This is a genomic window from Pseudomonas sp. RGM 3321 (assembly GCF_022836805.1).
Taxonomy (GTDB): Bacteria; Pseudomonadota; Gammaproteobacteria; order Pseudomonadales; family Pseudomonadaceae; genus Aquipseudomonas.
The window spans coordinates 50,211-75,443 of the sequence record NZ_JALHBH010000113.1 but is presented as its reverse complement, the minus strand read 5'-3'; the positions used below and the strand labels follow the sequence as shown (position 1 = coordinate 75,443).

Below are 25,233 nucleotides of genomic sequence, written 5' to 3'. Positions count from 1 at the left end.
GGGGAGTTTGCGTGCGCTACGGAGCGTGAGCCGCGACATGTCTACGAGAGAACAGGTCGCTACCGTCACCATGCTCTGGTATGGAGAACACTATTGTGTATAAAAGCGTTTTTTATCACGATGGCACTGACGACGCAGAGTGCGACCTTAGTGACGGCTGAGTCCTGGCGCTGATCCGGGGCTAGCCTGGCAGGACGCCAGGCTTGCCGCACCGTGCCAAGGATGGCCCGTTGCGGCGCCCCCGGATCAGTGTCAGGGCGAAGGAACCCGACGAAGTCGGGCCGGAAACAGGAGCGAGGGGATTTGCCTGCTTTGGCCCCATCAAAGTAGGTCGCCGAGGGGCGAAAAGGTGACTCAAGTCGAGCCTGAATCTCACTGAATCGCAGAACGGTGTGACGCGGAGCGTCACGAAATGCATTACCACGCGGAGCGTGGGAACGATAGGCGTTCGGGAGCCTGCTCCGCGTGGCTATTCCCGCTGGAGCATTCGGAACTATAGGCGCTCTGGATAACACCATCTTGCCCATGCTCCGCGTGGGTATGCCGTTCTGGACGCTCCGCGTCCGGTTTTCGGCGCTTACTTGCCCGGCGTGAGTGTCAGGCGTTGCTTGCCGTAGCCTTTTTCATAGTTCTGCTGTTGCAGCGGAATCGACATGTATTGGCCTTTCTGCCACGGCTCGATGCTGTTGGCGTAATACGGGCTGGCCGGGTTGCCGGACTGGCCGGTGCTGATCAGACCGGTCATGGGCTCGACAAGGCTGAAGTCGACGATCATGCGCAAGCCGGGGGCCACGTGTGTCTCGAAGCCTTTACCCCACTCGAAACCGGACACGTTCAGCGTGCTGTGGTCACCCCCTGCCGGAGACGCACCGCGATTGAACTCGCCGCCACCCAACTGTTTGGCGAGCGGGCTGGTCGAGGTCCAGTTGTCGCGGTGCAGCTTGCCCCATTGCCAGGCCTTGTGATCGCTGCCCAACAGGCTGTCGCCACTGGTCACAGCAGCCGCCAGACTGCGCGCCAGGATGGCTGGCTTGTCTTCTTTCTGCGGGGTTTTGACGTCATCCCAGTACGGGCTGTCATCACGGCCCAGCAAATGGTCGGCTTGCGGCGAATACGACGAGCTGGCGTTGGCCACCAGCGCCTGCCAGGCAGGACTGGTTTCCGGGCCTAGCTCATCAAGGAAAATCTGTTTGGCGCTTTCCTGCAGAAACAGCTCGTACAGCGCAGCGTCAGCCGATGTTGCGCTGAGCTTGCCATCGAATGCCATCAGGCGAGTGAGCGCTTCGCGGGCCTTGTTGCGATCCGCTTCCGGCAGGGCGTCGATGGCCTGCTTGAGCGGCTTGCTCATGCCCGGCGCCTGAAACATGGTCTTGAGTTTGGCCGCGAAAGTCGTGGTCTGGTCGTACTGCATGGCGACGGTGCTGCGCAGGTCCTGCTTGCCGCTGTTGGCCAGTTCGGCAATGCGCTCGGCGCGCTCCGGGTAGCCCCACGAGTTGGAGAGCTGCATGCCGTAGCCTTTCGGAATTGTGCGCTGGTTGGCTGCCGCGAGCCAGCCCTGACGCGGGTCCTGGTCGTAAGGATGGAGCATCGAGTCGGCAAAACCGTCCCAGTCGTACTTGCCATCCCAGCCCGGCGAAGGCAGCAGGCCCTGGCCTTCACGGCGGTTCGGGAAGCGGCCAGTGACCTGCCAGCCAATATTCGAGACGTCGGCAAAGATCATGTTCAGGGTGATCGCCCGAATCTCGCGGCTGGTGTCGAAGGCTTTCTCGACGTCAGGTGCACGGGACAGATCGAAGAACGCATCCAGGCTCTTGTCGTCCTTGAAGTTCGGGACTTGCAGCGCCAGGCTCAAACCGTTGCCGGGCGGGGTTGCAGAGGCGTTGAGCAGCGCGCCGTGGCGGGTCTCGTATACGGTTTCGCGAAGCGGGCTACCACCCTTGACCAGAAAGGTCTCCTGATGGGCAGTGGCGGGAAGCCATTTGCCGTCAGCCATATAAGACACTCGGTTGCCTTCGCGCTTGATCTTCTCCAGAAACAGGTCCTGATTGTCGCCCTTGACGTTGCTCATGCTCCACGCCAACTTGCCGTTGAAACCGCTCAGGACCAGCGGCAAGCCAGCGATGGAAACGCCGGACACCTGATATTTAGGCGCTCGGATCTGCACGAAGCTCCAGGCGGAGTTGAGCCCGGCAGGCAGTTGCATGTCGCTAGCCAGCAGGCTCTTGCCGCTTCGGCTGCGTTGCGGCGCGATGGCCCAATTGCTGGAGGCTGCAACGCCAAGCATGTTCAGGTCCGAGAGCTGCAAGGCGATCTTGTTCAGGTCGCTCAGGCCGTTGACCTGATTATTCAGGTTCAGGCCCTTGAGCTTGTCGGCTTCGGCAAATGGCAGTTCTTCGTCAGGATAGGTCGGCAGCAGCCAGGCAAGTTTGTCTGCCCCGACTTTCTGCGCCAGCACCAGCGCCGAAAGCTCTTCCTGCAGGTTCACCGACAGGCTGAAATTGAGCAGGCTGAAGATCAGCGCCGAGTCTTCCGGTTTCCAGTATTCCGGCTTGTAACCCGAATTGGCGACATCGGCCGGAAGCTTGTCGCGGTAGCGGAACAGGTAAGCGTTAACGCCGCGCGCATAGACGTCGAAGAAGCGCTTCAAGCGAGGCGAGGCGGCGTTATACAGGTCGCTGGCGTTTTGCTTGAGGTTGACCGAGCGCATCAAACGGTCGACTTCCAGCGCGTCCGCCCCGGCCATTTCCGACAAACGGCCCTGAGCCAGCAGGCGCATTCCGAGCATCTGACCGATGCGATCACCGGCATGGATATATCCGAGGGTGAACAGCGCATCGTGATACGTTCTGCTTTCAATCAGCGGCATGCCCATGCTGTTGCGGCGCACGGAAACGTTTTGCGCCAGCCCTTTGAGCGGGAACGTCCCGGAAGCAGGCAATACGGTCTCGGGATCACCGCCGCCCAACTGGCAGCCGGCAAGGCTCAGGAAACTCGCCGCAGCGGCGGCAGCGCCGAATCGGGGTAGAAAATGACGAAGGGCTGGCGAGGCCATGGGCAAGCTCCTGGAGGGGTAACGTACAAAAGTCGCTACGTTAGAGAGCAGGCCGTCAGCGCGCAAGCGGGGAGGGCGAGTTTATTTCAGGATTTTGCAGAAGCTGGCCACACGCCTCTCGCTCCATTGCGTGTGAAGACGCGCGCAAATGAAAACGGCCTGCTTATGCAGGCCGTCAGAAGAACGCTCAACGCTTTACGCGCCGTGGCATTTCTTGAATTTCTTGTCGCTGCCGCACGGGCAAGGGTCGTTGCGACCTACATCTTTCAGGGTGTTGCGCACCGGTTCCTGGTGGGCATGCCCGCAGTTCGGACCATGCACATGGCCATGCTGGTGGTCGTGATGATCGTGATCATGGTCGTGGTTGCAATCGGGGCCATGAACATGGGCTTGCTGGTTCATCGGTTTTACTCCGCAAATAAATCTGGCGCGCATTATCCCGCAAATCAGGACGAAGCAGTATCGGCATATTTCGATTCACATATCACTGTAAATTTAAGTATGCTTATTTTTTCGGGCGTTTTTCAGCGTCTTTGTATTTTTATGCGCAGAGCCAACTCTATGACCCGACAAGAGCGTATCGCCAGGGCAATTGCCGCCAGCGGCATGAAGAAAGGGGAAATTGCCGCACAGTGCGGCGTTGCCAATTCTGCCGTCACCCAATGGATCAGCGGCGAAAGCAAAAGCCTGCGGCCGGAAAACCTCTATGCACTGGCGCGAGCGACGGGCTTTCGTGCCGAATGGCTGGCGATTGGCGAAGGGCCTGAAAAGGACGCCCCCTTTGACGCCAACGTTGCCCTGATCGATCAGCCGAACATGTCCTTTCGTTATCCAGTAATCAGCTGGGTGTCGGCAGGCTCCTGGGAGGAGGCCGTCGAGCCTTACCCCGACGGTTTTTCCGATCGCTATGAAATCTCCGATTACGACTCCAAGGGCCCGGCGTTCTGGCTGGAGGTCAAGGGTGACTCGATGACTGCACCCACTGGCGTCAGCGTGCCAGAGGGGATGATGATTCTGGTTGATACAGAAGCCGATGTGCAGCCCGGCAGGCTCGTGATCGCCAAGCTGCCCGCCAGCAACGAGGCGACCTTCAAGAAGCTGGTCGAGGACGGCGGCACGCGCTACCTGAAGCCCTTGAATCCTGCGTACAAAATGATCGAGTGTGGTGCCGACTGTCGCATCATTGGCGTGGCCGTGAGAATGACCGCCAGGCTATGAGCCTTGTTGTACAAGGCTTGCGGACGTTATCCGTCGCGACGTGAGGCGGGGCGCGTCCTACGAAGTGCTTGCGCAGGTCTCGCAGCTGGAATACTGTATCTATATACAGTTATCTTCGGGAGGCAGTCATGACTGGCACTCGTAATGGGCCGACAGGCGCGTCGTCTTATGAACAGATCGGCAAGCGCATTCAACGGCTGGTATCTGCGCCGAATGTTCAGAAGATCCAGTGGGTCATCGTAGCCCGACGCGACGATGAGCCTGTGGACAGCTGGAACGTGGTGCTCCGGGAAATCGAAGAAACCGAAGGGATCGAGGTCGACCGTCAGCCAGACGGTTCGGTAAGGATCGGCTGGCAGCGCTATATCGATAACTGAGCCTTATAAGGTACTCCTCCACGTTTGATGGCAAACGTTTCACTTTATTTTTAAGTATGCTTAATTTTCTGGTTTCGGCTTCAAATACCGCCGCCTCATCGACCCGCAATACGCGCAAGGAAGCGATAAAGGGCAGGGCGGGCCCGAACGTCAACCCGGATGACCCTCATCAACCCGTTCCCTGCCATTCGAATGGCAGGCTCTCAGCGTCTGAATTTCTATGTTCGTGAACGGCTGTATCTCTTGAGCGGAGTCAGGTCCGATGGATATCTTGAATGGTTTGGCAGACAGAGGCGAATGGCTGGTCGCCGGTCTGGTGGGCGCGATCATTTCTGGCTGGTGGCATAAGGCAGGTCTGCTTGACTGGCGTGCCTGGCTGGTTTTTCTGGTGACCGGCGTGGCCTGTGCGGTGTTCCTCACCGGCATCGCCAGTGATTACCTTGGCGTGGCAGATCCGCGCAACACCACGGGCGTGGGGTTTCTGCTGGGATCGTTCGGGGGTGCGCTGATCAGTGCCGTTAACCGGGCATTGTGGGCCGCGGACATCTGGAAGTTTCTTCTGGAACTGATCAAGGGCAAGCTGGGCGGATAGCCGGAATGATCATCGGCGCTGGATCAGGTCGTGCGGCAGCACATCGCCTGATGTGCCGATGCGGACGTTGTGCCTGAAAACGATGCCGGTCTTGAGCTTGCCGTCCAGCTGATAATGAACCAGCTCATCAGGCTTTTTCAGCAGTTGAGCGATGTATTTCGCGTAGCGCCACAGGTTGGTGCGAACAGGCACCACAAAGGTTTTCCGGCTATGCGCATCGACGAAAAACCAGTCGCTGAATTGGTCGTCAGCGAGCACAACGTCATTAAGCGAGATCTTGTAGTTCAGACCGCGCACGAACAGGTCCGAGTCGTTGGGGTTCTCGACCTCGAAATACAGCTTGAAATCCTGTTGTGTCAGCCTTGCCTTGACCACCTGGACCTTCAGCAAATGCACTTCCGGTTCCTGAGCGCGGTCAAAGCTCAGGAGCGAGCATCCGCTGAGCCCGAACAGGATCAACGCAAGGCTTATGATTCTTGTAATGTGCGCCTGAAAAGACATGGATGTGCTCCCTTTGACACCTGAGTCTACCAACTCGACGGTCGAGGGCAACGCGCTTGTTGCGCTGTCTGACGCTACGCCATACTTTTACTGACGTGCATATTGGTGTCTTCTTCCATGAATCTCTACGAAATTGTCTTCAGTGCCGAACTGGTCGCCGGAGCCCAGCCCGAGAAGGTCAGGGCCAACCTTGGCAAGCTGTTCAATGCCGATGCCGAGCGTCTGGAGCTTCTGTTCTCCGGGCGCCGACTGGTCCTGAAAAACAATCTCGACGCTGCAACCGCTGAAAAATACCGCGCTACGCTGGAGCGGGCAGGCGCACGGGTCCATGTGCTGGAAATGAATACGCCGCTGCCCATGGAAGAGGTCGAACTGGCGCCGCCGCCCGACGCTCCTACCTGGTTGCGTAAATCCGCTGTCGGCCCGCAGCCGGGTACGGGCCGTCTGCAGATCAAACCGCGCGACGCTTATATGGCCGCTTTCGAAAATGTCGATGCGCCGGACTATTCGGTGGCCGAAGCGGGGGCCGACCTGTCGCCCGCCAAACCTCAGCCCGCAGCGCCACTGCTGGATCTTTCCCGGTTGAGCCTGGCACCGGTGGGCAGCGACATGGGGCAGGCCGAAAGGCCCGAGTCGCAAGCTGCTCCCGATACTTCTCACCTGAAGGTCGTCCCGGAGTAGTGCTGCGAGCCTACTGAATCCTGAAACGGAATTATTTTCAATCAGCTCTGTTACTTTCGAACTTTCGCTCGGCTAACAGGCATTGAGAAATATTCCATCAGGAGTTGCCCGATGTCCCGTTCGTTCGACACCCTTCTGCGTCCCAGTCTGTTGGCCGTGGCGATTGCCCTGTGCACGCCGCTGGCCAGCCCGCTGCTGATGGCCGCGCAGCAGGCCAGCGTGCTTGCCTATGACCTGCCTGCAGGCCCCCTGGCGACCACGCTTAATCAGATTTCCAGCCAGGGTGGCCTGGCACTGAGCCTCGATCCTGGGCTGGTTGCTGGCAAAACAAGCGCGGCGGTGAAGGGGAATTTCGACGCGGCGACAGCCTTGCGTGAGGCGTTGCGTGGCAGCGGCCTGCAACTGGTGCAGAGCAGCGCCGGGACCTACACACTGATGGTCATGGAACAGAACGCCTTGAACCTGTCGGACGTGAACATCAACGCCAACAGCGCTCCCGCCGAAGGCTCGGAAGCTGCTGGTTATCGCAGCGAGAACATCAGCAGCGTCGGTGCCCTGGGCGGCATGAAACTGCAGGACGCGCCGTACTCCATCAGTGTGACGCCTCAGGCTCTACTGAAAAACATTCAGGCCACCTCGCTCGACGATGTCATCAAGCACAACCCATTCACCCAGATGTACTCGCCGACCAGCGCCGGTTATGCCAGCGCCGTCAACATTCGTGGTTTCAGCAGCTCGGGCAGCCTGAACATCGCCAATGACGGCTTGCGCTTTACCAATGGTGCGGATGGCAGCAACTACATTGAAGAGATGGAACAGCTGGAAGTCATCACCGGCCTGACCGGTTTCCTGTATGGCCCGGCCTCGCCAGGCGGGCTGGTCAACTACGTCATCAAACGCCCCACTTACGAACGCTATAACAGCGTCACGCTGGGCAATGCCGGTGGCGAGAACTACTACCTGCATGGTGATTTCGGCGGGCCGATCGACAGCGAAGGCAAGTTTGCCTATCGCCTGAACGTGTTGACTCAGGATGGCGAAACCGCTGTCGACATGAACAAGCGTCGTCGCGAAATGATTTCCCTGGCGCTGGACTGGAACGTCTCCGACGACCTGCTGGTGCAGTTCGACGCTTCACACAAAAAGACCGAAATTCGCGGCCTGACCAGCTATTGGTACTTTGGTGATCAGTCGTTACGCCCAAGCGCAGCCTCGCTGGACAACGACAAGCTCTACAGCCAGAAGTGGTCGTTTTCCGATTATGAATCCGACAAGGCGGGCGTGCGCGCTAAATGGCGCTTGAACGATACATTCACCTTGCGCGCGGCCTTTGCAGCCCAGCAATACACTTCGGAAAACACCTACACCGGGCCGACGGTTTACAGTGCGGGCCTGTATTCGCAGCCGTTGTACGCCTTCGCACCGATCGAAACCGAAGAAAAGACCGGCTCGCTGTTTCTGGATGCAGCATTCGATACCGGCTTTCTCGGCCACAAAGTCACGATGGGGTACCAGGGCAACACATCTCGCCAGAAGCAGTACGAAGACCACATCCCGTACACGCCTAGTCAGCCTGGTCCGCAATACACCTCGCCAGTCGGCACGATACCGCTCGACCAGACTCCTCAGGTCGGTAAACCGTCGTACTCGATTGGTCACGGCAACCAGCGTCTGGCCAATAGCTCGGAGAGCAACAACTTCCTGATCGGCGACATCATCACCTTCAACGAGCAATGGTCGGCGATTCTTGGCGTGACCAACACGCAGATCAAGACTTATGCCAACGAGTTCGTTTACGCCAAGGCCTTCGGCTCCGCAGAGACCGAGACCAAATACAATGAAAGCAAGACCTCGCCGAACATCTCGCTGGTCTACAAGCCACTGCCGTGGCTGACCACTTACGCCACCTATATAGAAGGTCTGCAATCCGGCGGTGTCGCCCCGAGCGGCGCAGCCAATGCCGGCCAGGCATTCGCACCGGAAGTCAGCGAGCAGTACGAGATCGGTGCCAAGGCGACGTTAGGTGAAACCCTGTTTACCCTGGCGCTGTTCAACATCGAGAAGCCCAACGGCTACACCACGGCCTCGAATATTTACGTGGTGGACGGACGTCAGGAAAACAACGGTCTGGAGTTCAGCGTGACCGGCAAAGTCGTTCCAGAGTTGACACTGGTCGGCGGCTTTACCTTGCTGGACCCGAAGATCAAGAAAACCGGCATTGCCGCGGATGAAGGCAACGCACCGACCAACGTCGCCAAGCAACTGGCCAAGGTCTATGCCGAGTACGACATCAACCCGGTACCTGGGCTGGCGGTAACCGGTGGCGCGTTTTATACCGGCAAGCAATACACCGACCAAAGCAACGAAAACGACCTACCGTCCTTTACCACCTTCGACGCCGGAGCCCGCTACCGCCTGCGCCTTGCAGAAAACGACCTGACCCTGCGCGTCACCGTCAGCAACCTGACCAACAAAGAATACTGGCTCAACAGCAGCTACCTGGGCGACCCACGCACTGTAGCGTTCTCGGCGCAGCTGGAGTTCTAGGTCGACTTGTGTCCACCGGAGCATGACCTTGACTATCGTGCGACGCTCCGCGTCGTCATGCCGTTCTGGACGCTCTGCGTCCGGTCTTGAGCGTGACGGTGCGGCGCAGGGCTCACGCACGGCACTCCCACGCTGGAGTGTGAGGAACGATCATCTCGACTATCTCAAACCACATAAGGCGAGCAGCATTTCTTGAATTTCTGTTCGCTGCCACACGGGCAGGCGTCATTGCGGCCGGCCTTGAGCGGGACGGTGGAATCGATGAAGTACCAGCGGCCGTGATTCTGCACGAAGGACGAGCGTTCCTTGTGGCTGTGTTCGCCGTTGCCATCGTGCCAACGAGCCGTGAAGGTCACAAATGCATGCTCAGGCTTGCCGCCAAACACTTCCGCGCTTTCCACCTCCAGCCCCAGCCAGGTGCTTTGCGCGCTCCACTGAGCGATGGCTTCACGGTCCAGTGCGCTCTGCTGCACCGGCAGCGTGGATTCCACCAGATAATCGGTCAGTCCCAGCACGTAAGCGCTGTAACGTGAGCGCATCAGCTTTTCCGCACACGGCGCAGGCTGGCCAGCGTGATAATGGCCGCAACAGGCCAGCAACAGATCACCGCTGCCGCACGGGCAAATAGCACTACTCATGATTCACCACCAGTATTTTCCAAAATTCTCCGGGTTGGCCCCAGAACCGAGAGACGACTGATGGAGGCCCTGGCGTAGTGGGGTTCATAGGGGACCTCAAGGTTTCTGGTGACGACATGGTGACAGCGTTGGTGACAGTTGGCGAGTCTCTAAGGTGCCCATTGGGTCGCCTTCTTGGGGGCCTTATTAGTCCGCGCGGACCTGCGCGAGGGCACACGGGAGTAGAAGCAATTAGGTGATCACTCCCAAATATTCTATATTTTTTCGTCAAGGTCGTTTGAGGTGCCCGTAAAGCCACAAGACCAGATAGGCAACCACACAGACCAGACAGGCAGCCGGCAGGGTGTCAATTGGGGTCCTGAAAAAAGGCGTCTTTCGGGACGCCTTTTTTTTTGCAGGACCAAAATTTAGTTATGAATTTCTGAATAAGCGAAACTGTCCAGGATTCATTCCGGATGAGTCCAGATGAATGTCAGGTATAATCTCCAGTTGGTTCATTGCCTGTTGGAATGCTAAATACTGGCCTTTGTCTTCAGCTACCTTGACTTCGGCCGGAATCGACTCATCGTGACCACGATTAGCTCGTCTTTTAACTGTTTCTTCGAACTCACAGTCGAGGCGCACTACGACATGCGCCGCATCCTTGATCAAATGAGGTGTGCAGATGCCTTCAATTAAATAAGTGTCACAGACAGGCAAGCTGATTTCTTTATAGGGTCCATCAGGATCGCGCTCCCCTCGCGGAAAGCCTCCAATCATAACCCCCTCGCGATAGGTGCTCGGCAGGCTGTAAGTGGCGCCTTTGCCACTCAATATATTGTCCATCACTCGCGTTGCCAGCTCTCTGTTGAACGAGTCGACATGCCCGTGAACGACCGCCCAGTCTGTCACTGGACCTCGATTGTCTGGGTGCTTGCTCAGCTCCGAGAAAGACTTCAAGAAGTGGTCAGTTTTGATCGACTCAAATGTCAACTCTGCTTTTTCCAGCGCTTTAGTCAGCGTTGACTTTCCGGACGCCGAAGGTCCGGAAACGAAGATGATGACTGGCTTGCCAGCTTGTCGCTTTTCCTGGATTTTTTTTAGAATCAAGCTTGCGACCTTTTCAGTGGTCACTGTTCGCTCTGTTGAAACACTCTTGTCTACTCCAGAGATAACTATCGTGTTTTGCAATGAGGTTTTTTGTGCTGCGCTAGCCTGTTTTGTCACCCCCCCGGCCATGGCCTTGGTAGCACTATTCTGTTGCTCGTCAGTTTCAAAATTCACGTAGTTTTCCGGGAAATTGAAGTGCGTCTTCAACGATGACCAGAAGTCTTTGTTTTGAGATAGATCCTGCCCCCAGATGCGTTCCGATAACGACACCGCGTCGTCACGCATCAACGATGGCAGCCCCTGCGCCTTACGTATTACCGCATCGACGTGACCGCGCAATCCGTTAGGGCCGGTCGCTTCAATCGTGCTTTTATTAGGACGACTGAAATACCTATCCCCTCTGAACTCATTGCCTTTCAGACTTTTGTAGTCCTCACCTATTTTATCGATAAAGTCGGAAAGCATTTTACTGCCAAGGTGTGCCGCAAGTAACGCGTTCGCAAAATAGGGGGTCGTGCGACCGGACGCCTCGCTCTTGGCTTGCGCCAAACCTACTAACATTAGGTCCGGGTGCGCGTGCAATACTCCACTTAGCGGCCGCATGCACTCCAGATCGATATCTGCATACACACCTCCGTATTCGTGCAATATCTCGTAACGAGCAATGTCGGATGCGGCTGGGTAGGCACCATTACGCCCGATGATTTCGTGCTGATAAGCGTCCTTGTTCTTGAGTCGGATGTCTTTCGAATTGCTCAAATCGCGAATCTGAACGTTTTTAATACCCTGAAATTTTTTCTGCAACTCATTCAACGTGACAACGTCACGGGTTGCATTTGTTGTCAGTCGATCCCATGACTTGACGGTTTGGTCTAGAATAATCCTCTCCGCCTGAAAAAAATTATTATCATGCCTGGCGGTGTGTTCTTTGAACGCGGCCAGTGCCAATCGTGCATTATGTAAGGTCACTTCCGCGGCGTGAGGTAGCACGTTTTGCTTCAAGGACTCATTACCTTCGGCCAGGAGTTCTTTGTTCAATTCACTCAGAGCCTGTTTGTGTGCGCTTAGATTCGACACGCTGCCGGACGTATCAAGCGTCGTCTCAAGTTGACTGAACAGACCACGCATCAGCTTCTCTGACTGATACTCAGGGAACACTTTCTCTGCTTGCTGTCGAGTGATTTTATTGGTTTCGTAAGCCTTGAACTGCGAGGCATCGACCCATAGCATGACGGTACAATCCGGATTTTTTTTTGCCCATTGGCGTACATACTCTTGCTGTTTGTCGCCGGGTTGAGAACCGACCCAGACCATATGAATATTTGACGGAACGACCTTGAAGTCTTTCTTGGGATATACGTCCATCAACGCGTTAGACGTTTGAGGTTTTTCGATGCCCGAGGTTGAGGGCTGGGCAGGCGGGTACACACCCAGGTTGTTCTGGATTTTCATTCAAATTCCTTAGCGTATTTTCTAAAAAAGAGAGGTAATGATTTCTGACAAAAAGTTGTTGCAACGACGCACGCGTGATTCAGCTACAGGCGCACCTCAACAAGATACTCATATGAACATACACTTCGCTGATGCGCTCACGATACAGGACGCGATTCAGCCGTCTTGAGTGAGTTGGATGAAGAAGACACTGATGTGTGTTGAATATTTTTACGAGCCAAATCATTGCTTAAACGCAAGATGATTCGCTCAACGATACAGGCTGCCACATTATAGGATTCGTCACTTGGATGTGAAGAGATCCAGCCATTGGCTTCAAATTTCCTCAAGAGGGTGTCAAGGTTGATGTGTTGACCTTCAAATTCAATCATTATATTTTTTTCAGCATCGAAGAGTGCTTTTAGAGTATTGATTCGACCCTTGTCCCAGTAGGGGTTCGGCCTGTCTGCAGGCCCTTCTAGTTCCTTTTTAATAATCATTTCTTGCTGCAAAGCTACGTTACGGTGATCGTTACTCAACTTCAATTGTTTACTCATTAGCATGTCTTCTCCACCGGCCACCATGTAAGGGGGGTAGATGCCATCTCCTTCTCGGAGGAAGGGGGCGCGAATGGACACAAACTGCTCAGCTGGGCCATCCAGATCCGAAGGTCTGGGCGTGGGTGTCTTGCTGAAGGGTGAAGGCGTTGCTTGTCGCGTCGGGTAGCCGACACCGTAGCCCACGATAGGCTGCTCTATCGTTTGGTGCAGACTTTCCACCTTGTTTTTAATGATTGGATTCGTGTGCCTGGTCTGTTCTGTCTTCACGACATCCTGGTCGATCATCATTATCCGCTCAGGGCGGTAGGGCAGTGTATCGGCAAAGGCCAAGGCCGCTGCTCGAGCGGCACCAAAACCTGTCAAACCTCCACCATCCCAGCCAATAAGATGCAGATTCGGATAGTGTTCGATCACCTCTTTCATCGTGGAAGCGTAGGTAGGGTAATCCATTTTATGAACAAGAAGATAGATAGGTTCCGCCCGCCGCCCACGCGCCCCATGCATGTTTTTGGGATGCCATGCCAAGCTATAGTCCTTGGTAAGCTCTGCCGCCAGCTTATGCGCGCTGCCACCGCTTATAACAAAAGCAGGAACAGTAGCTTTATTAAAATGTGGCTCGTGCAGTTGAGGCCCTCTTATAAACGAGAACCAACTGCCGTCTCCCGGAATGGCTCGGTCCATGGCCAGTTTCCTGCATTCGTTTATCCGATTGTCAAGCACGGCCTGCATACTGCCCATGGTCTCCTTGCTCGTTGATTCAGAGACTTTGACAGGTGAATACTTACACGCGGGCCTTGTTTCAGGATTGGCCCATCTGGGGTTGCACTTCAGTTGAATGGAAGGGTTATTTACCTGTAGCGGGGCCCTTGCAGGGTTGACGTGATCGAGTGACATAAGAGGTGAAGCGCCAGGTTGAATAGATGTACTTATAGAGTCGTACTGATTAAGTAAGTTTTTGTACAGCTGCTCCTTAAATTCCGTAGCTTGCTTAGGGCTTATGGTATCTGTCGGTGCATCCGCCTTGACGGCAAGCATAACTCTAAAAAAAGCGTTTTCTCCCGAGCTCTCCCATTTTTTTTCCCTTTGACTTACTGTGTATGTCTCTTTGCCGTCACGGCACACCTCAATGCACTGAAATTTTTGCTCTTCTGATAGAGTATCGTAGTTTCCCCGGCTTTTTACCTCGTCGGGTCTGAAGACCGCACACGGCGTGGTATCAGGATAATGCTTCCACACCAGAAAAGCGTTTTTGGGCCAGTCGTCGTCTTTAACAATTGCCAAACTGAGGAGCTCAAGAAGGCTGCCTTCCAGTTCGCAGTCTGGGTCTTTTAGCTTTTGAACCAGGTTTTCTAGCTTATTTAAAATCGCCCTCGAAGGGTTGTATTTAAATATGGAATTGTCGGGTAATCGTCTTTTTTCAGAAGGGTGCTCTACGCCTGATACAGTTATTGCAGTATCGACAAGACTAAGCGCTGGCAGAGAATGACTTCGAATGAGCATCATTATGTCCGTGTTTATATCTGGTTGTACGATGGGTGGAAAAGACACGTATGGCGGTACCAATGCACTGAATGCTTCTGCCCGGCTGTGCTCCAGGCTTTGTAGGTAAAGTGGGTGTGCATCGCTGACGCTGCGTTCCTCGCCTGTTTTTGCCTTGCCTTGCCTCGCCTTCGCTCGCCGCCTTTTCGTTCAGAGCTGAGTGCCTCGCTTGCCTGCTCAAAGTCAGCGTATCGCAGTGCTTGAGTGGCTCGGCGGATGGATCGGGTTCCACGCAAACGTAAAGCGGTGTCCAATCTATATTACGTTCGCCTAGACCCATGAGCTTGGTCGTTACTGGGTCTACCGCACCGTGGTCGAGCAGCCAGCTGTGCTTCGGGCGTTGACGGCCCGGTATCCGCAACTCTTCGTTGATGAGCTTCAGGATTTGGGCACGTTGCATCAGGCTATCTTGAAGTGACTCCTAGACGCCGGAGCAACTGTTTCCCTTATAGGGGATGTAACAAGAGGATGTCCTTGGAGAATGGCATGGCGGTCTGCCTATCGGTAGATCCAGGAGAGAGGGTAAGGCTACGTGCAGAGCAGCCCATTGGACGTATCCTTAGTTAGTAGATCCCTGAGCGCCTGTAATGCCAGATGGAAAGGTGCTGATCGGGTCGTTGGTGACGAGGCTGGTGACAGTTGGCCCTGCACTGGCGTATTGACGTTGGTAGTCATGTTTGGGTAAGCCCTTTATATTCAAGGGGTCACCACCAATACTTTCCAAAATTCTCCGGGTTGGCCCAGTACTTCGCGTTCAACCAGTCGGGCACCTGTTTGTACTCACGCAAGTCGTACGTAAACAGGTTCAGCACCTGCTCGTCGCGGGCGAAGCGTTCGCTGCATTGCAGCGCCAGCGAGAAAAAATCCGTCTCCTGCCAACCGCAGGCCTGCAAGTCGGCAAGCACTGCGATGCGGCTGGCGTTGAGGTTGCGGATGCCACCCAGCAGTTCCAGGCCAGTGCGCTTGGGGATGTGTTCCAGACAATCGACCACCAGCGCCAGATCGAAACGTTGCGCCGCCAGATGGGCAGGCAGCGCACCGGGTTCGGCCAGCGCCACCTCGGTCTGCGGGTGGGCATCCTGAAAGGCTTGCAACGCCGGGAACGCCTGAGCGCCGATCAACAGCAGACGCTGGGGTGCGTAACGGTCGAGCAGGGCAGCCAGCGCTTGCTGCGGCGTGCGGGATGAATAGCCGACGGTCATCGAAAGTCCTCTGGTTGACTGACAAGACTAGCCTGCCGGCCCCGCTCTGAACAGCCGTCAGTATCAGACGAACGCCCACAGACTGACGACAACGATCTATGCTTGATCTTTTTCAATACACTGCTGGCATATTCGGCGTACAGCACGTCTACTGTGCGGCGACGAAAAGCGCGCGCAGACTGCGCTTTCGTAACGGATCATGACAAGGGGGCAGGCGATGAAGGTGTTTTGGGGGCTGGGAAAAATCTTGATGCTGGGCTTCTGGCTGGTAGTCCTGGCCAATGCGGTCATTGAAGCGCCCAGCCCGATGGGCGTGATGATCGACATGGCCGGTGCCGTACTGTTGTTGACTCACTTGCTCGAACTGATCCTGTTCAACGGCAGTCTGCGCGGTCGCAGACATCCCTGGCGCGACCGGGGAAAAATCATCCTGTTCGGCATCTTTCACGTTCAATCCATCAGCCGTTCGGCTACAGGGCACTCTCATGCGTAAGCTCGTTCTGCTGGCAGCACTGTTCAGCCCTATGGCCTTGGCTCAGGCGATTATCGTCGCGCCACACTCGCTCATGCGTCTGCCTGGCAACAGCAGCGTTTTGCAGGTCGAGCGCCTTGAAGTGGCCGACTACGGCACCCTGCTGATACCGGCCGGTATCGATGACGTGAAGATCGGCGAACTGGTGCTTGGTCACGAAGCGCGGATTGCCATCGTCCCCGGTGTACAGGCGTTTAACCTCGTCGTGGTGCATGGTGAATTCGGCACCGGCAGCCAGATCACTGCGCGAGGCGCTCCGGGCACGTTCGAGAAGCCGGCATTGCCGGGGCGCAATCTGACTCTGCGTCTACAGAGCCTGAATGCCGAACAACTGTCGATCGATGCACGCGGCGGCGCGGGCAGCCCAGGCTATGTCGGGCTCGATGGCGGCACGGGCGAAGAGCCGGGCTGTACCTGGGGCCAGGCCGGGCGTGGTTACAACGGCGATAGTGGCGGCAACGGCCACGACGGCGCAGCAGGTGCGCAGGTTCGTCTCGAGCTGCCACAGAGCTTTCCGGCCGAGCGTATCAAGGTGAATGTTGCGGGTGGCGCGGCAGGCAAGGGCGGTGAAGGCGGCAAGGCAGGCAAAGGCGGCGCTTCGAAGGGCTGCATCGTCTACCGCGCGGATGGCGGCAAGGCTGGCAGACCAGGCGAACCCGGCCTGCCAGGCGTTGCAGGGCCCGCAGGCAGTTTGATTCTGCAGCGCCTGTGACCTTCAACAGCTGTCATCCTTGAGAGGCAGCCCGGATCAGGCGCAAGGCCACGATCCGGGCAGTCATCACGGCAGCGCGCTTACTGCGGTACGCCTTTTTCCCAGTTCTTCCAGTCGCCGACAATGGCCTGCACCAGCGGATTACCGGTGCGGTACAGGTTTTCCAGTGCCGGTACGAAGGCGCCTTGGTCGGCATACTTGAGCAAATTGTCCACTTCGCTGTAACCCGGATACGGACGGTCGAAATCGGAACCTGCGCGCACCACGGCCAGCCGGTTGACGTCTACCTTGCCTGCCTTGCTGGCTCGCAACAGGGCTTCGTACGTAGAGTTGTCCTCCTGCTGGGTGGTGCAATACACGCCTTTGCCGTCGGTCAGCAGCCTGGTCCAGACTTCTGCCCGCTCACTCAAACGCGTTCCGGAAAACCACGTGTTGCCCGCCAGCGTATCGCACTGCGTCACCTGCGGCGGCTGATTGGCCGGGGCGTAAGGGTACTTGACGCGCCAGGCGGCGGATTCCTTGCTCTCGCTGAGCGTCACTTTTTGCGAAAGGGCGAAGGCCTTGGCCTGAAGTTTGGGGTTCAGCTCGAAGACTTCAGTCTTGTAGTCCAGCGGCGGCTTTTCGTTCGGACCTTTGGTGTTGATGCCCAGGTAACCGGTCGGCCAGTCCCTGGGCACGTCGCGCGAATCGATTTCCCACTGCGTGCCGAACTCCACCAGATAATGCGCCCACGCAGTGGTGCCGAGCGTGCCGTGGTGCGGGTTGATCCCGGCAATGCCAGCGACGATGAAGTAGGTCTTGCGCAGGTCGAATTGTGGCGATAGGGCCAGCGCCAGTGTCGACGCGGCAGCATTGGTCTGGCCCATGCCGGTGACCATCAGGCACACGTCCTGACCGTTGCAGCGGATGGCCGGATACTCGGCGGCAAGGCCGGGCACCTGAATCTCTTTGGTCAGGTGCAGCCGGTCGATCCAGTTTTGTGCTTCAGGCGCAAACATGGCGACCAGCATGACCTTGGGCGTGACTGGCGTGACTGGCGTAACCGGCGCGGTGGCCGCCCAAAGGCCAGGGCTAAGCAGGGCCAATGTGGCGCCGAGTGTATTGCGGGTGATGTGTTTCATGAAAACTCCTGTCGTCATAATCAGGTTCAGAACTGGTAACCCACGCCTGCGTAATATCCCCAGCCTTCGGAGCGCGCGCGAAAGTTGCCTTCGCCGAAGTTCAGCTCGCTGCCGTCCTGCCAGTTGCCGCCGTTATGGAAGTAACGACCCACCAGCGTGAAACGCAGGTGGGTAAAGGCGTAAAGCAGCACGTTGGTGGCGACTGTGGAGTTGCCAGTGCGTGCCGGATCGTTCTTGAGGTCCGAGCCGAAATCGAAGTTGGTGAAGCCGATGTAAGTCAGCGAGGCGCCGTTGTCGAATTTGCTGATCGGCACAATGTATTTGAGCTGGGCCCGATAGCCATCCCACGAGTATTCATTGCTGGCACCGTAGTTCTCCCACTGGTAGCGGCCATAGAAATTGGCCGACAGATTGACTCGCGAGTGGGTGTCGATGTCAGTGCCAAGGCCGCTGTACAGGGTGTTAGCGCGGTTGGCCGAGTTGCTGCCGTGGTCGTAGATCCAGTCAAAGGCGACGTACCATTCCTTGAACGGCCCGACGGCCAGACTGCGCCCGGCCAGGTAGTCGATGGAGATACGCGGCTCATGCTCCATGAACAGCGGCGAGCCATGGTCCCAGACGCCTTTGTCATTATCATTGCCGATACCAAGGATCTTCGGCACGTCGACATAGCCATAGAGCTCAAACGGCCCTTTGCGGCCGAAATACTCGTACTCCAGGTAAATGTCATCGTTGGGCTTGGGGCCGAAGCTGATGTCCTTGCTGCCGATCAGCGTCAGGTCCTGGTTGAACCAGTCTGAAAAGTACGCGCCTTTGCCTTCCTTGGGTGAGGCGGGCGGGCTGAGCGCTTCGCCTTGAGCCGAGTCTTCGGCAGCGGCGGGCTGTGCCAGGACGCTGGTGCATGGCAACGCCGCAGCGGCGGCTAACAACAGAGGCATGAGGAATCTTGAGGGCGTTGCGGATCGAGTGAATGGCGGCTGTGGCATTGAAGCTCCTTTTCGTGGGCGCGTACTGCTGATCGCAAACGTTTGCACAGCCCATGCCAAAGTGTTTCAAGATGTTGAATGGCTTGGATATCGTGCACAGAAGATGACCGATCGGGCAGGAAACTGCCCGCAAGCTGTGCGCGGTGTCACCGCCAGTGCCCCGCGATGTTCCGTTTTGCCTCAAAGGCCCGGACGGGCGGCTGCCAATATCACTACTGCCAGGCCGATAATCAGGTTGATGCCGACCAGCCGGCGAATGTGACCGAGTGCTGCTGCGCCGTCGGCCCATTGTTCGGCGTCCACGGCGCGACGCAATTCCGGCAACTGCAATGAATGGATACGCAGGAACAGCGCAACCATCACCACGTACAGGCCCATCATGATCTGCACATAGCGCGGCGCGGTTTCAAAGCCGGTGAAATTCAGCTGGATCATGCCGATGCCGGTAATCGGCAGCAGCACCACGGCCGCCCAGACCCAGACGAAGAAGCGTGGAAACACCTGGACCCACACTTTCAAGCGAGAAGGACCTTCAAGTGCTGCAATGACTGCTGGACGCAAGACCATCCAGGCGAAAAACATCCCGCCAACCCACACCAGGGCAGCCAGCAGATGCAGCGTATAGACGGTAGAAAAAGCGGTCATCAGACACTCCGTTCTGCGCGGATGGATTTAGCGCGCTATGATAGCGCCCACTCAGAACTACTGAAAATTTATCCAGCCTTTTTAGCCGTGCCCCCGAACCGAAGCCAATGATCAGTACCGAACTAAAAACCCAGATCCAGGGCGCTTACTCGCGTTTCCTCGAAGCCAAGAGCCTCAAGCCACGCTATGGCCAGCGATTGATGATCGCTGAAGTTGCCAAGGTGCTGGGGGACATTGACACCGATGAAGAGGGCCGTCGTTCGGGCGATCCTGCGGTCGTGGCTGTCGAGGCCGGGACGGGGACCGGCAAGACCGTGGCGTATGCCATCGCGTCGATCCCCACCGCCAAGGCGGCAGGCAAGCGGCTGGTAATCGCCACCGCGACCGTCGCCTTGCAGGAGCAGATCGTCTACAAGGACCTGCCGGACCTGATGCGCAATAGCGGTCTGAATTTTACCTTCGCGCTGGCCAAGGGCCGCGGCCGTTACATGTGTCTGTCGAAACTCGACGCGTTGCTGCAGGAGAGCGATGCGACCAACGCGACTGCGCAGCTGTTCGAGGAAGAAGGCTTCAAGATCGAAGTCGATGAAGCCAGTCAGAAGCTTTTCACCAGCATGCTGCAGAAACTGGCAGGCAACAAGTGGGACGGAGATCGTGACAGCTGGCCACAGGAACTCGCCGATCAGGACTGGGCGCGGCTGACCACCGATCACAGCCAGTGCACCAACCGGCATTGCCCGAACTTTCAGCAGTGCGCTTTCTATAAGGCGCGCGAAGGCATGGGCAAGGTCGACGTGATTGTCACCAACCATGACATGGTGCTGGCCGACCTCGCGCTGGGTGGCGGCGCCGTGCTGCCCGATCCACGTGACACGCTGTACGTGTTCGATGAAGGCCATCACCTGCCCGACAAGGCTATCGGCCACTTTGCCCATTACACCCGGCTGAAATCCACCGCTGACTGGCTGGAACAGACCGCCAAGAACCTCGCCAAGCTGCTGGCCCAGCACCCGCTGCCCGGCGATCTGGGCAAGCTGATCGAGCAGGTGCCGGAGCTGGCCCGCGAGATCAAGGGGCATCAGCAGTTCATGTTCGGTGCCTGCGAGCAACTGGCAGACTTCCGCGCTGGTGAAGACATGCAGGGCCGCGAGCGGCCCCGTCACCGGTTTGTCGGCGGCGTGATTCCCGAGCACATCCGCGAGATGGGCATTGAGCTCAAGAAGGGCTTTGCGCGCTTGGACGATCTGTTTACACGCCTGACCGAGCTGCTCAAGGAAGGCATGGATGGCGAGGTCAACATCGGTATCGCCAGCCATCAGGCTGAAGAGTGGTACCCGCTGTTCGGCAGCCTGCTGGCCCGCGCGCATGGTAACTGGGAATTGTGGACAGCCTTCACCGCCGAAGACCCGGAAGACAGCCCGCCCATGGCGCGCTGGCTGACCTTGGCCGACAGCGGTGCAATGTTCGATATCGAGGTCAATGCCAGCCCGATCCTGGCGGCGGAAATGCTGCGTCGCAACTTGTGGAACATCGCCTACGGGGCGCTGGTGACTTCAGCGACGCTGACCGCGCTGGGCAAGTTTGACCGCTACCGCATGCGTGCCGGTCTGCCCAAAGGGGCGGTTACCGCCGTGGTGCCAAGCCCGTTCCATCACGCTGATGCTGGTGTGCTGCGCGTACCGGACCTCAAGGCCGATCCGCGTGACTCGGTGGCGCATACCGCAGCGATCATTCGCGACCTGCCCGGGCTGGTGGAAGGTTCGCGAGGCACGCTGGTGTTGTATTCGTCGCGCAAGCAGATGCAGGACGTTTTCGACGGCCTGGACCGTGACTGGCGCAAGCAGGTGTTCATCCAGGGCAATCTGTCCAAACAGGAAACCCTCAACAAGCACAAGGCCCGCGTCGACAGCGGCGAGTCCAGCGTACTGTTCGGGCTGGCCAGCTTCGCCGAGGGTGTGGACTTGCCCGGTGCGTACTGCGAGCACGTGGTCATCGCCAAGATTCCGTTCGCGGTGCCCGACGACCCGGTCGAGGCTGCGTTGGCCGAGTGGATCGAAGCGCGTGGTGGCAACCCGTTCATGGAAATCGCCGTACCCGATGCGTCGTTGCGTCTGGTGCAGGCCTGCGGCCGCCTGCTGCGTACCGAAGAAGACCGCGGCACTATCACGCTGCTGGACCGACGCGTCGTCACCCAGCGTTATGGCAAGGCGATTCTCAACGCATTGCCGCCGTTTCGCCGCGAAATTTCCTGAATAACAGCTGTCGGTTGACTCGGGTCTGTTCCCAAAGCGCCCGATCGCTGGAACAATATGCGCCCATTCGGCCTGTCATCAGGCCCAGTACCGTCAGTCAGGAGTCAGCCGTTGCAGATCCAGGGTCATTACGAACTTCAATTCGAAGCAGTACGTGAAGCCTTTGCGGCGCTTTTTGACGATCCTCAGGAGCGTGGAGCCGCCTTGTGCATCCAGGTCGGCGGCCAGACGGTCGTTGATCTTTGGGCTGGCACCGCGGACAAGGACGCTGCCGAAGCCTGGCACACCGACACCATCGCCAATCTGTTCTCGTGCACCAAGACTTTCACCAGCGTGGCGGTATTGCAGCTGGTTGAAGAAGGCAAGTTGAAGCTGGACGAACCCGTCGCCAGACTCTGGCCCGAATTCGCCGCGGCGGGCAAGGCATCGATCACTTTGCGTCAACTGCTCTGCCATCAGGCCGGTTTGCCTGCGCTGCGCGAGCAACTGCCTGCCGAAGCGCTTTACGAGTGGGATACCATGACGGCGGCGCTGGCGGCCGAAGAACCTTGGTGGACGCCGGGGCAGGGCCACGGTTATGCGGCAATCACCTATGGCTGGCTGGTGGGCGAGGTGCTGCGTCGGGCCGACGGTCGAGGCCCTGGGGAATCCATTGCCGCGCGTATTTCTCGCCCGCTGGGGCTGGATTTTCATGTGGGCCTGGCGGATGACCAGTTTCATCGTGTTGCCCATATCGCTCGCGGCAAAGGCAACACCGGTGACGATGCCGCTCAGCGCGTACTCCAAGCGACGATGCGCGAGCCAGCCTCCATCACTGCCAAGGCGTTCACTAATCCGCCGTCGATCATGACCAGCACCAACAAACCCGAATGGCGCCGCATGCAGCAACCGGCGGCCAACGGCCATGGCAATGCGCGCAGTCTTGCCGGGTTCTATAACGGTTTGCTGGATGGCAGCCTGCTTGAAGCAGACATGCTCAACGAGCTGACCCGTGAGCACAGCCTCGGTCAGGACAAGACTCTGCTGACCTCGACCCGTCTGGGCCTGGGCTGCATGCTTGACCAACCGACCGTTGCCAACGCGACCTATGGTCTTGGCCCCAAAGCGTTTGGCCATCCCGGAGCGGGTGGTTCGGTCGGGTTCGCCGATCCTGATTATGAGGTCGCTTTTGGCTTCGTTACCAATACCCTGGGGCCGTACATTCTGATGGACCCGCGTGCGCAAAAACTGGTCGGGATCCTGCGTGAGTGTTTGCAGTAAGTATCGGCCATAAGTGCTTGTTTCATACCGACTGTCAGTTAAATGGCTGTAACAGGAACCGTACGACGGTTTCTTTTTCCAACTGCATCTTTATGCATGTTATACCGGCGTAGTCACGTCCTTCTGTCTGATCAAAACCGTTGCGGGTTATCCATGTCGTCTAATAAAAGCCTCGTTCTCGCCCTGTGCATCGCCGTTACCGGCTGTGCTCAAACCCCTCAATCCGACTCTGCTGCAACCGGAGGCCATTGGTGGCAGTTCGGTTCAGGCAGCGAGTCTGCTGATGCAGGCGCTGCTGCAAAGGCTCCGGCACCTGCTCCGGTCGCCAAGGCCGCTGCGGCACCAGCAGCACCTGCGGCTGGCGCTGAAAGCAGTGCGCCTTGGTACTGGCCGTTCGGCTCGAAAGATAACGCGCAGGCCAAACCTGATGCCGTGGCCGACAAGCCTGCCGACAAGCCAGCTGCGCCTGCGCTGGTAGCCAAGTCGGAAACCGACAGCAAGTGGTGGTGGCCGTTCGGTAGCGAGGGCAAGAAGGACGAGCCTAAAGCGTTGCCGATGCCTGATCCGAAAGTGACCCAGGCTTGGCTGGACGAGTACGAGCCGCGCCTGCGCGCTGCAATCAAGGACAGCCCGTTCCAGCTGGAGCGCCGCGAAGACCTGCTGGCAATCACTGCGCCAGTCGACAGCTCGTTCAACCCGGACCGCCCAGCAATGTTGCTGCCCAACACACTCGGCCCTATCACCCGACTCGCCAAGGCGGTCGAAGGCGATCAGAAAACTGCCGTGCTGATTCTCGGGCATGCCGACACGTCGGGGCCTACCGAAGCCAACCAGAAGATCAGTCAGGAACGCGCGCAGTCTGTTGCCGCGATTTTCCGTCTCAGTGGCCTGGAGCGTAATCGCCTGAGCCAGCGCGGGATGGGTGCCGTGATGCCACGTGCCGCAAACGACAGCCTGCAAGGCCGTGCACTCAATCGTCGTGTTGAAATCCTCATGACGCCGCAGGACACCATGCGCGCGCTGATGGTCCGTTATGCGCTGCCGCCGGTTGCTCCGGTCATGGTTGCCACCCAGGACGTCAAGCCGGTAGCGCCAGCACCTGCTGCCGCGCCTGCCAAGAAAGCCGCCGTGGCGAAGAAAGACACTGCCAAGAAAGCGCCGGCCAAGGCCAGCACTGCCAAAAAGGCAGCGCCTGCCAAGACCACCGCAGCAGCTAAAAAACCAGCAGCGACCAAGGCCAAGGCGCCCGCCAAGAAAGATGACAGCCAGGCCAGTAACTGAGGCCTGGTTACCTCACGACTTTCGTCTCCACGCTCCGCGCTTTGCGTTGTGCACAAGTCCTGAATAGCCTGAAAAACAAGGCTTTCAGGCTTCTGCCCGGAGGGCGTGGGAGCGAACTTGTTCGCGAAAAGGCCGGTACAGTCTGCGAAACGTATCGTCTGAATCACCGTCTTCGCGAACAAGTTCGCTCCCACGGCCTTCGGCCAGAATCAAAAACAAATGTGTGATAACGGCGAGCGCCGAGCCTCGTAACGAGAGTTAGCTAACGTTCATGATATCTGCGCAGGAATGAAACCATGACTCAGACCCTGGCCGACATGCGCCGTGATTACACCCGCGACGGCTTGACCGAGGCGCAATCACCGGACGAGCCCTTTGCGCTCTTTCACACCTGGTTTGACGACGCTGTAAAAACCGAGCAGCCGCCGGTCGAGGCCAATGCCATGACCCTGGCGACGGTCGATGAGCAAGGACGTCCGCATTGCCGTGTCTTGCTGCTCAAGGGGCTGGACACGCAGGGTTTCACGTTCTTCACCAACTACGAAAGCGCCAAGGGCCAGCAACTGGCTGCACGTCCATTCGCGGCCATGACCTTCTTCTGGCCGACGCTGGAGCGTCAGGTGCGTATCGAAGGCCGGGTCGAGAAAGTCAGCGCGCAGGAATCCGATGCTTATTACCAAGTGCGTCCTCTGGGCAGCCGTCTGGGTGCATGGGCTTCACCACAAAGTCGCGTGATCGCAGATCGTGACGAGCTGGAAGGTTTGATCAGACAGACGGAACAACGCTTCGCAGACACCCAGCCACACTGCCCCGAGCACTGGGGGGGCTACCGCCTTTTGCCTGAGCGAATCGAGTTTTGGCAGGGTCGCTCCAGTCGACTTCACGACCGTTTGAACTATCGTTCGGTAAACGGCAGGTGGACGCGCGAGCGCCTTGCGCCCTGATTGAATTATTCGCCCGGCCCATCGTCTGAGCGTTATGCAGGTGGGCCGCTGTATGCCGCCTGAATGAACTTAA

The 25,233-nt window shown here is 57.7% G+C and carries 21 protein-coding genes; 11 read left to right on the top strand and 10 right to left on the bottom strand.

Annotated features, from left to right (window positions below):
- Positions 1 to 577 precede the first annotated feature (577 nt).
- The gene (locus RGM3321_RS16785) at positions 578 to 3,052 is read right to left on the bottom strand and encodes a penicillin acylase family protein (protein WP_244394007.1); all 2,475 of its coding nucleotides are present in this window, start codon (positions 3,050 to 3,052) and stop codon (positions 578 to 580) included.
- Between the two features lie 195 nt (positions 3,053 to 3,247).
- A complete protein-coding gene (locus tag RGM3321_RS16780) occupies positions 3,248 to 3,454 on the bottom strand; it encodes an SEC-C metal-binding domain-containing protein (protein WP_002554826.1) in 207 nt (68 codons plus the stop codon).
- Positions 3,455 to 3,613: 159 nt separating this feature from the next.
- Between RGM3321_RS16780 and RGM3321_RS16775 the strand changes: the two genes are divergently transcribed.
- The 3 genes from RGM3321_RS16775 (at position 3,614) to RGM3321_RS16765 (ending at position 5,239) form a co-directional block, all read left to right on the top strand.
- Complete coding sequence (locus RGM3321_RS16775) at positions 3,614 to 4,270, top strand: XRE family transcriptional regulator (protein ID WP_244394006.1); 657 nt, start codon at positions 3,614 to 3,616, stop codon at positions 4,268 to 4,270.
- 128 nt (positions 4,271 to 4,398) lie between these two features.
- Positions 4,399 to 4,647, top strand: coding sequence for a DUF1654 domain-containing protein (locus RGM3321_RS16770; RefSeq protein ID WP_057455702.1), 249 nt, complete (start codon positions 4,399 to 4,401; stop codon positions 4,645 to 4,647).
- A gap of 262 nt (positions 4,648 to 4,909) precedes the next feature.
- Positions 4,910 to 5,239, top strand: a complete 330-nt coding sequence (locus RGM3321_RS16765; RefSeq protein WP_003314406.1) for a hypothetical protein — start codon at positions 4,910 to 4,912, stop codon at positions 5,237 to 5,239.
- Between the two features lie 9 nt (positions 5,240 to 5,248).
- On the opposite strand, the gene RGM3321_RS16760 is transcribed toward RGM3321_RS16765, so the two are convergent.
- Positions 5,249 to 5,740: an LEA type 2 family protein gene (locus RGM3321_RS16760; RefSeq protein ID WP_244394005.1), complete on the bottom strand. Its 492-nt coding sequence runs from the start codon at positions 5,738 to 5,740 to the stop codon at positions 5,249 to 5,251.
- A 117-nt stretch (positions 5,741 to 5,857) separates the two neighbouring features.
- Here RGM3321_RS16760 and RGM3321_RS16755 point away from each other — a divergent pair, with 117 nt between their 5' ends.
- Complete coding sequence (locus tag RGM3321_RS16755; protein WP_244394004.1) at positions 5,858 to 6,421, top strand: hypothetical protein; 564 nt, start codon at positions 5,858 to 5,860, stop codon at positions 6,419 to 6,421.
- Between the two features lie 111 nt (positions 6,422 to 6,532).
- Positions 6,533 to 8,968 carry a TonB-dependent receptor gene (locus RGM3321_RS16750; protein WP_244394003.1) on the top strand — a complete coding sequence of 812 codons (2,436 nt, stop codon included), beginning with the start codon at positions 6,533 to 6,535 and terminating at the stop codon, positions 8,966 to 8,968.
- Positions 8,969 to 9,132: 164 nt separating this feature from the next.
- Here the strand turns inward: RGM3321_RS16750 and RGM3321_RS16745 are convergent, their stop codons facing one another.
- The 4 genes from RGM3321_RS16745 to RGM3321_RS16730 form a co-directional block, all read right to left on the bottom strand.
- The gene (locus tag RGM3321_RS16745; RefSeq protein ID WP_244394002.1) at positions 9,133 to 9,606 is read right to left on the bottom strand and encodes a YchJ family protein; all 474 of its coding nucleotides are present in this window, start codon (positions 9,604 to 9,606) and stop codon (positions 9,133 to 9,135) included.
- Positions 9,607 to 10,017: 411 nt separating this feature from the next.
- Positions 10,018 to 12,147 carry a TcdA/TcdB catalytic glycosyltransferase domain-containing protein gene (locus RGM3321_RS16740; RefSeq protein WP_244394001.1) on the bottom strand — a complete coding sequence of 710 codons (2,130 nt, stop codon included), beginning with the start codon at positions 12,145 to 12,147 and terminating at the stop codon, positions 10,018 to 10,020.
- A gap of 137 nt (positions 12,148 to 12,284) precedes the next feature.
- Positions 12,285 to 14,189 (bottom strand): hypothetical protein, encoded by a 1,905-nt coding sequence (locus tag RGM3321_RS16735; protein ID WP_244394000.1) that lies wholly within the window; start codon positions 14,187 to 14,189, stop codon positions 12,285 to 12,287.
- 740 nt (positions 14,190 to 14,929) lie between these two features.
- Complete coding sequence (locus RGM3321_RS16730) at positions 14,930 to 15,427, bottom strand: DUF6231 family protein (RefSeq protein ID WP_244393999.1); 498 nt, start codon at positions 15,425 to 15,427, stop codon at positions 14,930 to 14,932.
- Positions 15,428 to 15,644: 217 nt separating this feature from the next.
- Here RGM3321_RS16730 and RGM3321_RS16725 point away from each other — a divergent pair, with 217 nt between their 5' ends.
- Both RGM3321_RS16725 and RGM3321_RS16720 read left to right on the top strand, forming a co-directional pair.
- Complete coding sequence (locus tag RGM3321_RS16725; RefSeq protein WP_244393998.1) at positions 15,645 to 15,920, top strand: DUF1145 domain-containing protein; 276 nt, start codon at positions 15,645 to 15,647, stop codon at positions 15,918 to 15,920.
- The gene (locus RGM3321_RS16720; RefSeq protein WP_244393997.1) at positions 15,913 to 16,671 is read left to right on the top strand and encodes a collagen-like protein; all 759 of its coding nucleotides are present in this window, start codon (positions 15,913 to 15,915) and stop codon (positions 16,669 to 16,671) included. Before RGM3321_RS16725 ends, RGM3321_RS16720 begins: the two co-directional genes overlap by 8 nt.
- 80 nt (positions 16,672 to 16,751) lie before the next feature.
- On the opposite strand, the gene RGM3321_RS16715 is transcribed toward RGM3321_RS16720, so the two are convergent.
- From RGM3321_RS16715 to RGM3321_RS16705, 3 genes are all read right to left on the bottom strand, one after another.
- Positions 16,752 to 17,792: a purine nucleoside permease gene (locus tag RGM3321_RS16715; RefSeq protein ID WP_244393996.1), complete on the bottom strand. Its 1,041-nt coding sequence runs from the start codon at positions 17,790 to 17,792 to the stop codon at positions 16,752 to 16,754.
- Between the two features lie 26 nt (positions 17,793 to 17,818).
- Positions 17,819 to 18,730, bottom strand: a complete 912-nt coding sequence (locus RGM3321_RS16710) for a nucleoside-specific channel-forming protein Tsx (RefSeq protein ID WP_244393995.1) — start codon at positions 18,728 to 18,730, stop codon at positions 17,819 to 17,821.
- A 228-nt stretch (positions 18,731 to 18,958) separates the two neighbouring features.
- Positions 18,959 to 19,423: a DUF2269 family protein gene (locus tag RGM3321_RS16705; RefSeq protein WP_244393994.1), complete on the bottom strand. Its 465-nt coding sequence runs from the start codon at positions 19,421 to 19,423 to the stop codon at positions 18,959 to 18,961.
- Positions 19,424 to 19,530: 107 nt separating this feature from the next.
- Between RGM3321_RS16705 and dinG the strand changes: the two genes are divergently transcribed.
- The 4 genes from dinG to pdxH all read left to right on the top strand — a co-directional run bounded on the left by dinG (position 19,531) and on the right by pdxH (position 25,160).
- On the top strand, positions 19,531 to 21,675 hold the full coding sequence (gene dinG / locus RGM3321_RS16700; RefSeq protein WP_002554813.1) for an ATP-dependent DNA helicase DinG: 2,145 nt from the start codon (positions 19,531 to 19,533) through the stop codon (positions 21,673 to 21,675).
- Between the two features lie 111 nt (positions 21,676 to 21,786).
- On the top strand, positions 21,787 to 22,935 hold the full coding sequence (locus tag RGM3321_RS16695; protein WP_244393993.1) for a serine hydrolase domain-containing protein: 1,149 nt from the start codon (positions 21,787 to 21,789) through the stop codon (positions 22,933 to 22,935).
- Between the two features lie 153 nt (positions 22,936 to 23,088).
- A complete protein-coding gene (locus RGM3321_RS16690; RefSeq protein WP_244393992.1) occupies positions 23,089 to 24,216 on the top strand; it encodes an OmpA family protein in 1,128 nt (375 codons plus the stop codon).
- Between the two features lie 296 nt (positions 24,217 to 24,512).
- Positions 24,513 to 25,160: a pyridoxamine 5'-phosphate oxidase gene (gene pdxH / locus RGM3321_RS16685; RefSeq protein ID WP_244393991.1), complete on the top strand. Its 648-nt coding sequence runs from the start codon at positions 24,513 to 24,515 to the stop codon at positions 25,158 to 25,160.
- The last annotated feature ends 73 nt before the right edge of the window (positions 25,161 to 25,233 follow it).

Excerpts from the sequence above, each read along its gene's own strand:
- RGM3321_RS16785 (WP_244394007.1), bottom strand. The coding sequence starts at position 3,052 with ATGGCCTCGCCAGCCCTTCGTCATTTTCTACCCCGATTCGGCGCTGCC.
- RGM3321_RS16780 (WP_002554826.1), bottom strand. The coding sequence starts at position 3,454 with ATGAACCAGCAAGCCCATGTTCATGGCCCCGATTGCAACCACGACCAT.
- RGM3321_RS16775 (WP_244394006.1), top strand. The coding sequence starts at position 3,614 with ATGACCCGACAAGAGCGTATCGCCAGGGCAATTGCCGCCAGCGGCATG.
- RGM3321_RS16770 (WP_057455702.1), top strand. The coding sequence starts at position 4,399 with ATGACTGGCACTCGTAATGGGCCGACAGGCGCGTCGTCTTATGAACAG.
- RGM3321_RS16765 (WP_003314406.1), top strand. The coding sequence starts at position 4,910 with ATGGATATCTTGAATGGTTTGGCAGACAGAGGCGAATGGCTGGTCGCC.
- RGM3321_RS16760 (WP_244394005.1), bottom strand. The coding sequence starts at position 5,740 with ATGTCTTTTCAGGCGCACATTACAAGAATCATAAGCCTTGCGTTGATC.
- RGM3321_RS16755 (WP_244394004.1), top strand. The coding sequence starts at position 5,858 with ATGAATCTCTACGAAATTGTCTTCAGTGCCGAACTGGTCGCCGGAGCC.
- RGM3321_RS16750 (WP_244394003.1), top strand. The coding sequence starts at position 6,533 with ATGTCCCGTTCGTTCGACACCCTTCTGCGTCCCAGTCTGTTGGCCGTG.
- RGM3321_RS16745 (WP_244394002.1), bottom strand. The coding sequence starts at position 9,606 with ATGAGTAGTGCTATTTGCCCGTGCGGCAGCGGTGATCTGTTGCTGGCC.
- RGM3321_RS16740 (WP_244394001.1), bottom strand. The coding sequence starts at position 12,147 with ATGAAAATCCAGAACAACCTGGGTGTGTACCCGCCTGCCCAGCCCTCA.
- RGM3321_RS16735 (WP_244394000.1), bottom strand. The coding sequence starts at position 14,189 with ATGATGCTCATTCGAAGTCATTCTCTGCCAGCGCTTAGTCTTGTCGAT.
- RGM3321_RS16730 (WP_244393999.1), bottom strand. The coding sequence starts at position 15,427 with ATGACCGTCGGCTATTCATCCCGCACGCCGCAGCAAGCGCTGGCTGCC.
- RGM3321_RS16725 (WP_244393998.1), top strand. The coding sequence starts at position 15,645 with ATGAAGGTGTTTTGGGGGCTGGGAAAAATCTTGATGCTGGGCTTCTGG.
- RGM3321_RS16720 (WP_244393997.1), top strand. The coding sequence starts at position 15,913 with ATGCGTAAGCTCGTTCTGCTGGCAGCACTGTTCAGCCCTATGGCCTTG.
- RGM3321_RS16715 (WP_244393996.1), bottom strand. The coding sequence starts at position 17,792 with ATGAAACACATCACCCGCAATACACTCGGCGCCACATTGGCCCTGCTT.
- RGM3321_RS16710 (WP_244393995.1), bottom strand. The coding sequence starts at position 18,730 with ATGCCTCTGTTGTTAGCCGCCGCTGCGGCGTTGCCATGCACCAGCGTC.
- RGM3321_RS16705 (WP_244393994.1), bottom strand. The coding sequence starts at position 19,423 with ATGACCGCTTTTTCTACCGTCTATACGCTGCATCTGCTGGCTGCCCTG.
- dinG (WP_002554813.1), top strand. The coding sequence starts at position 19,531 with ATGATCAGTACCGAACTAAAAACCCAGATCCAGGGCGCTTACTCGCGT.
- RGM3321_RS16690 (WP_244393992.1), top strand. The coding sequence starts at position 23,089 with ATGTCGTCTAATAAAAGCCTCGTTCTCGCCCTGTGCATCGCCGTTACC.
- pdxH (WP_244393991.1), top strand. The coding sequence starts at position 24,513 with ATGACTCAGACCCTGGCCGACATGCGCCGTGATTACACCCGCGACGGC.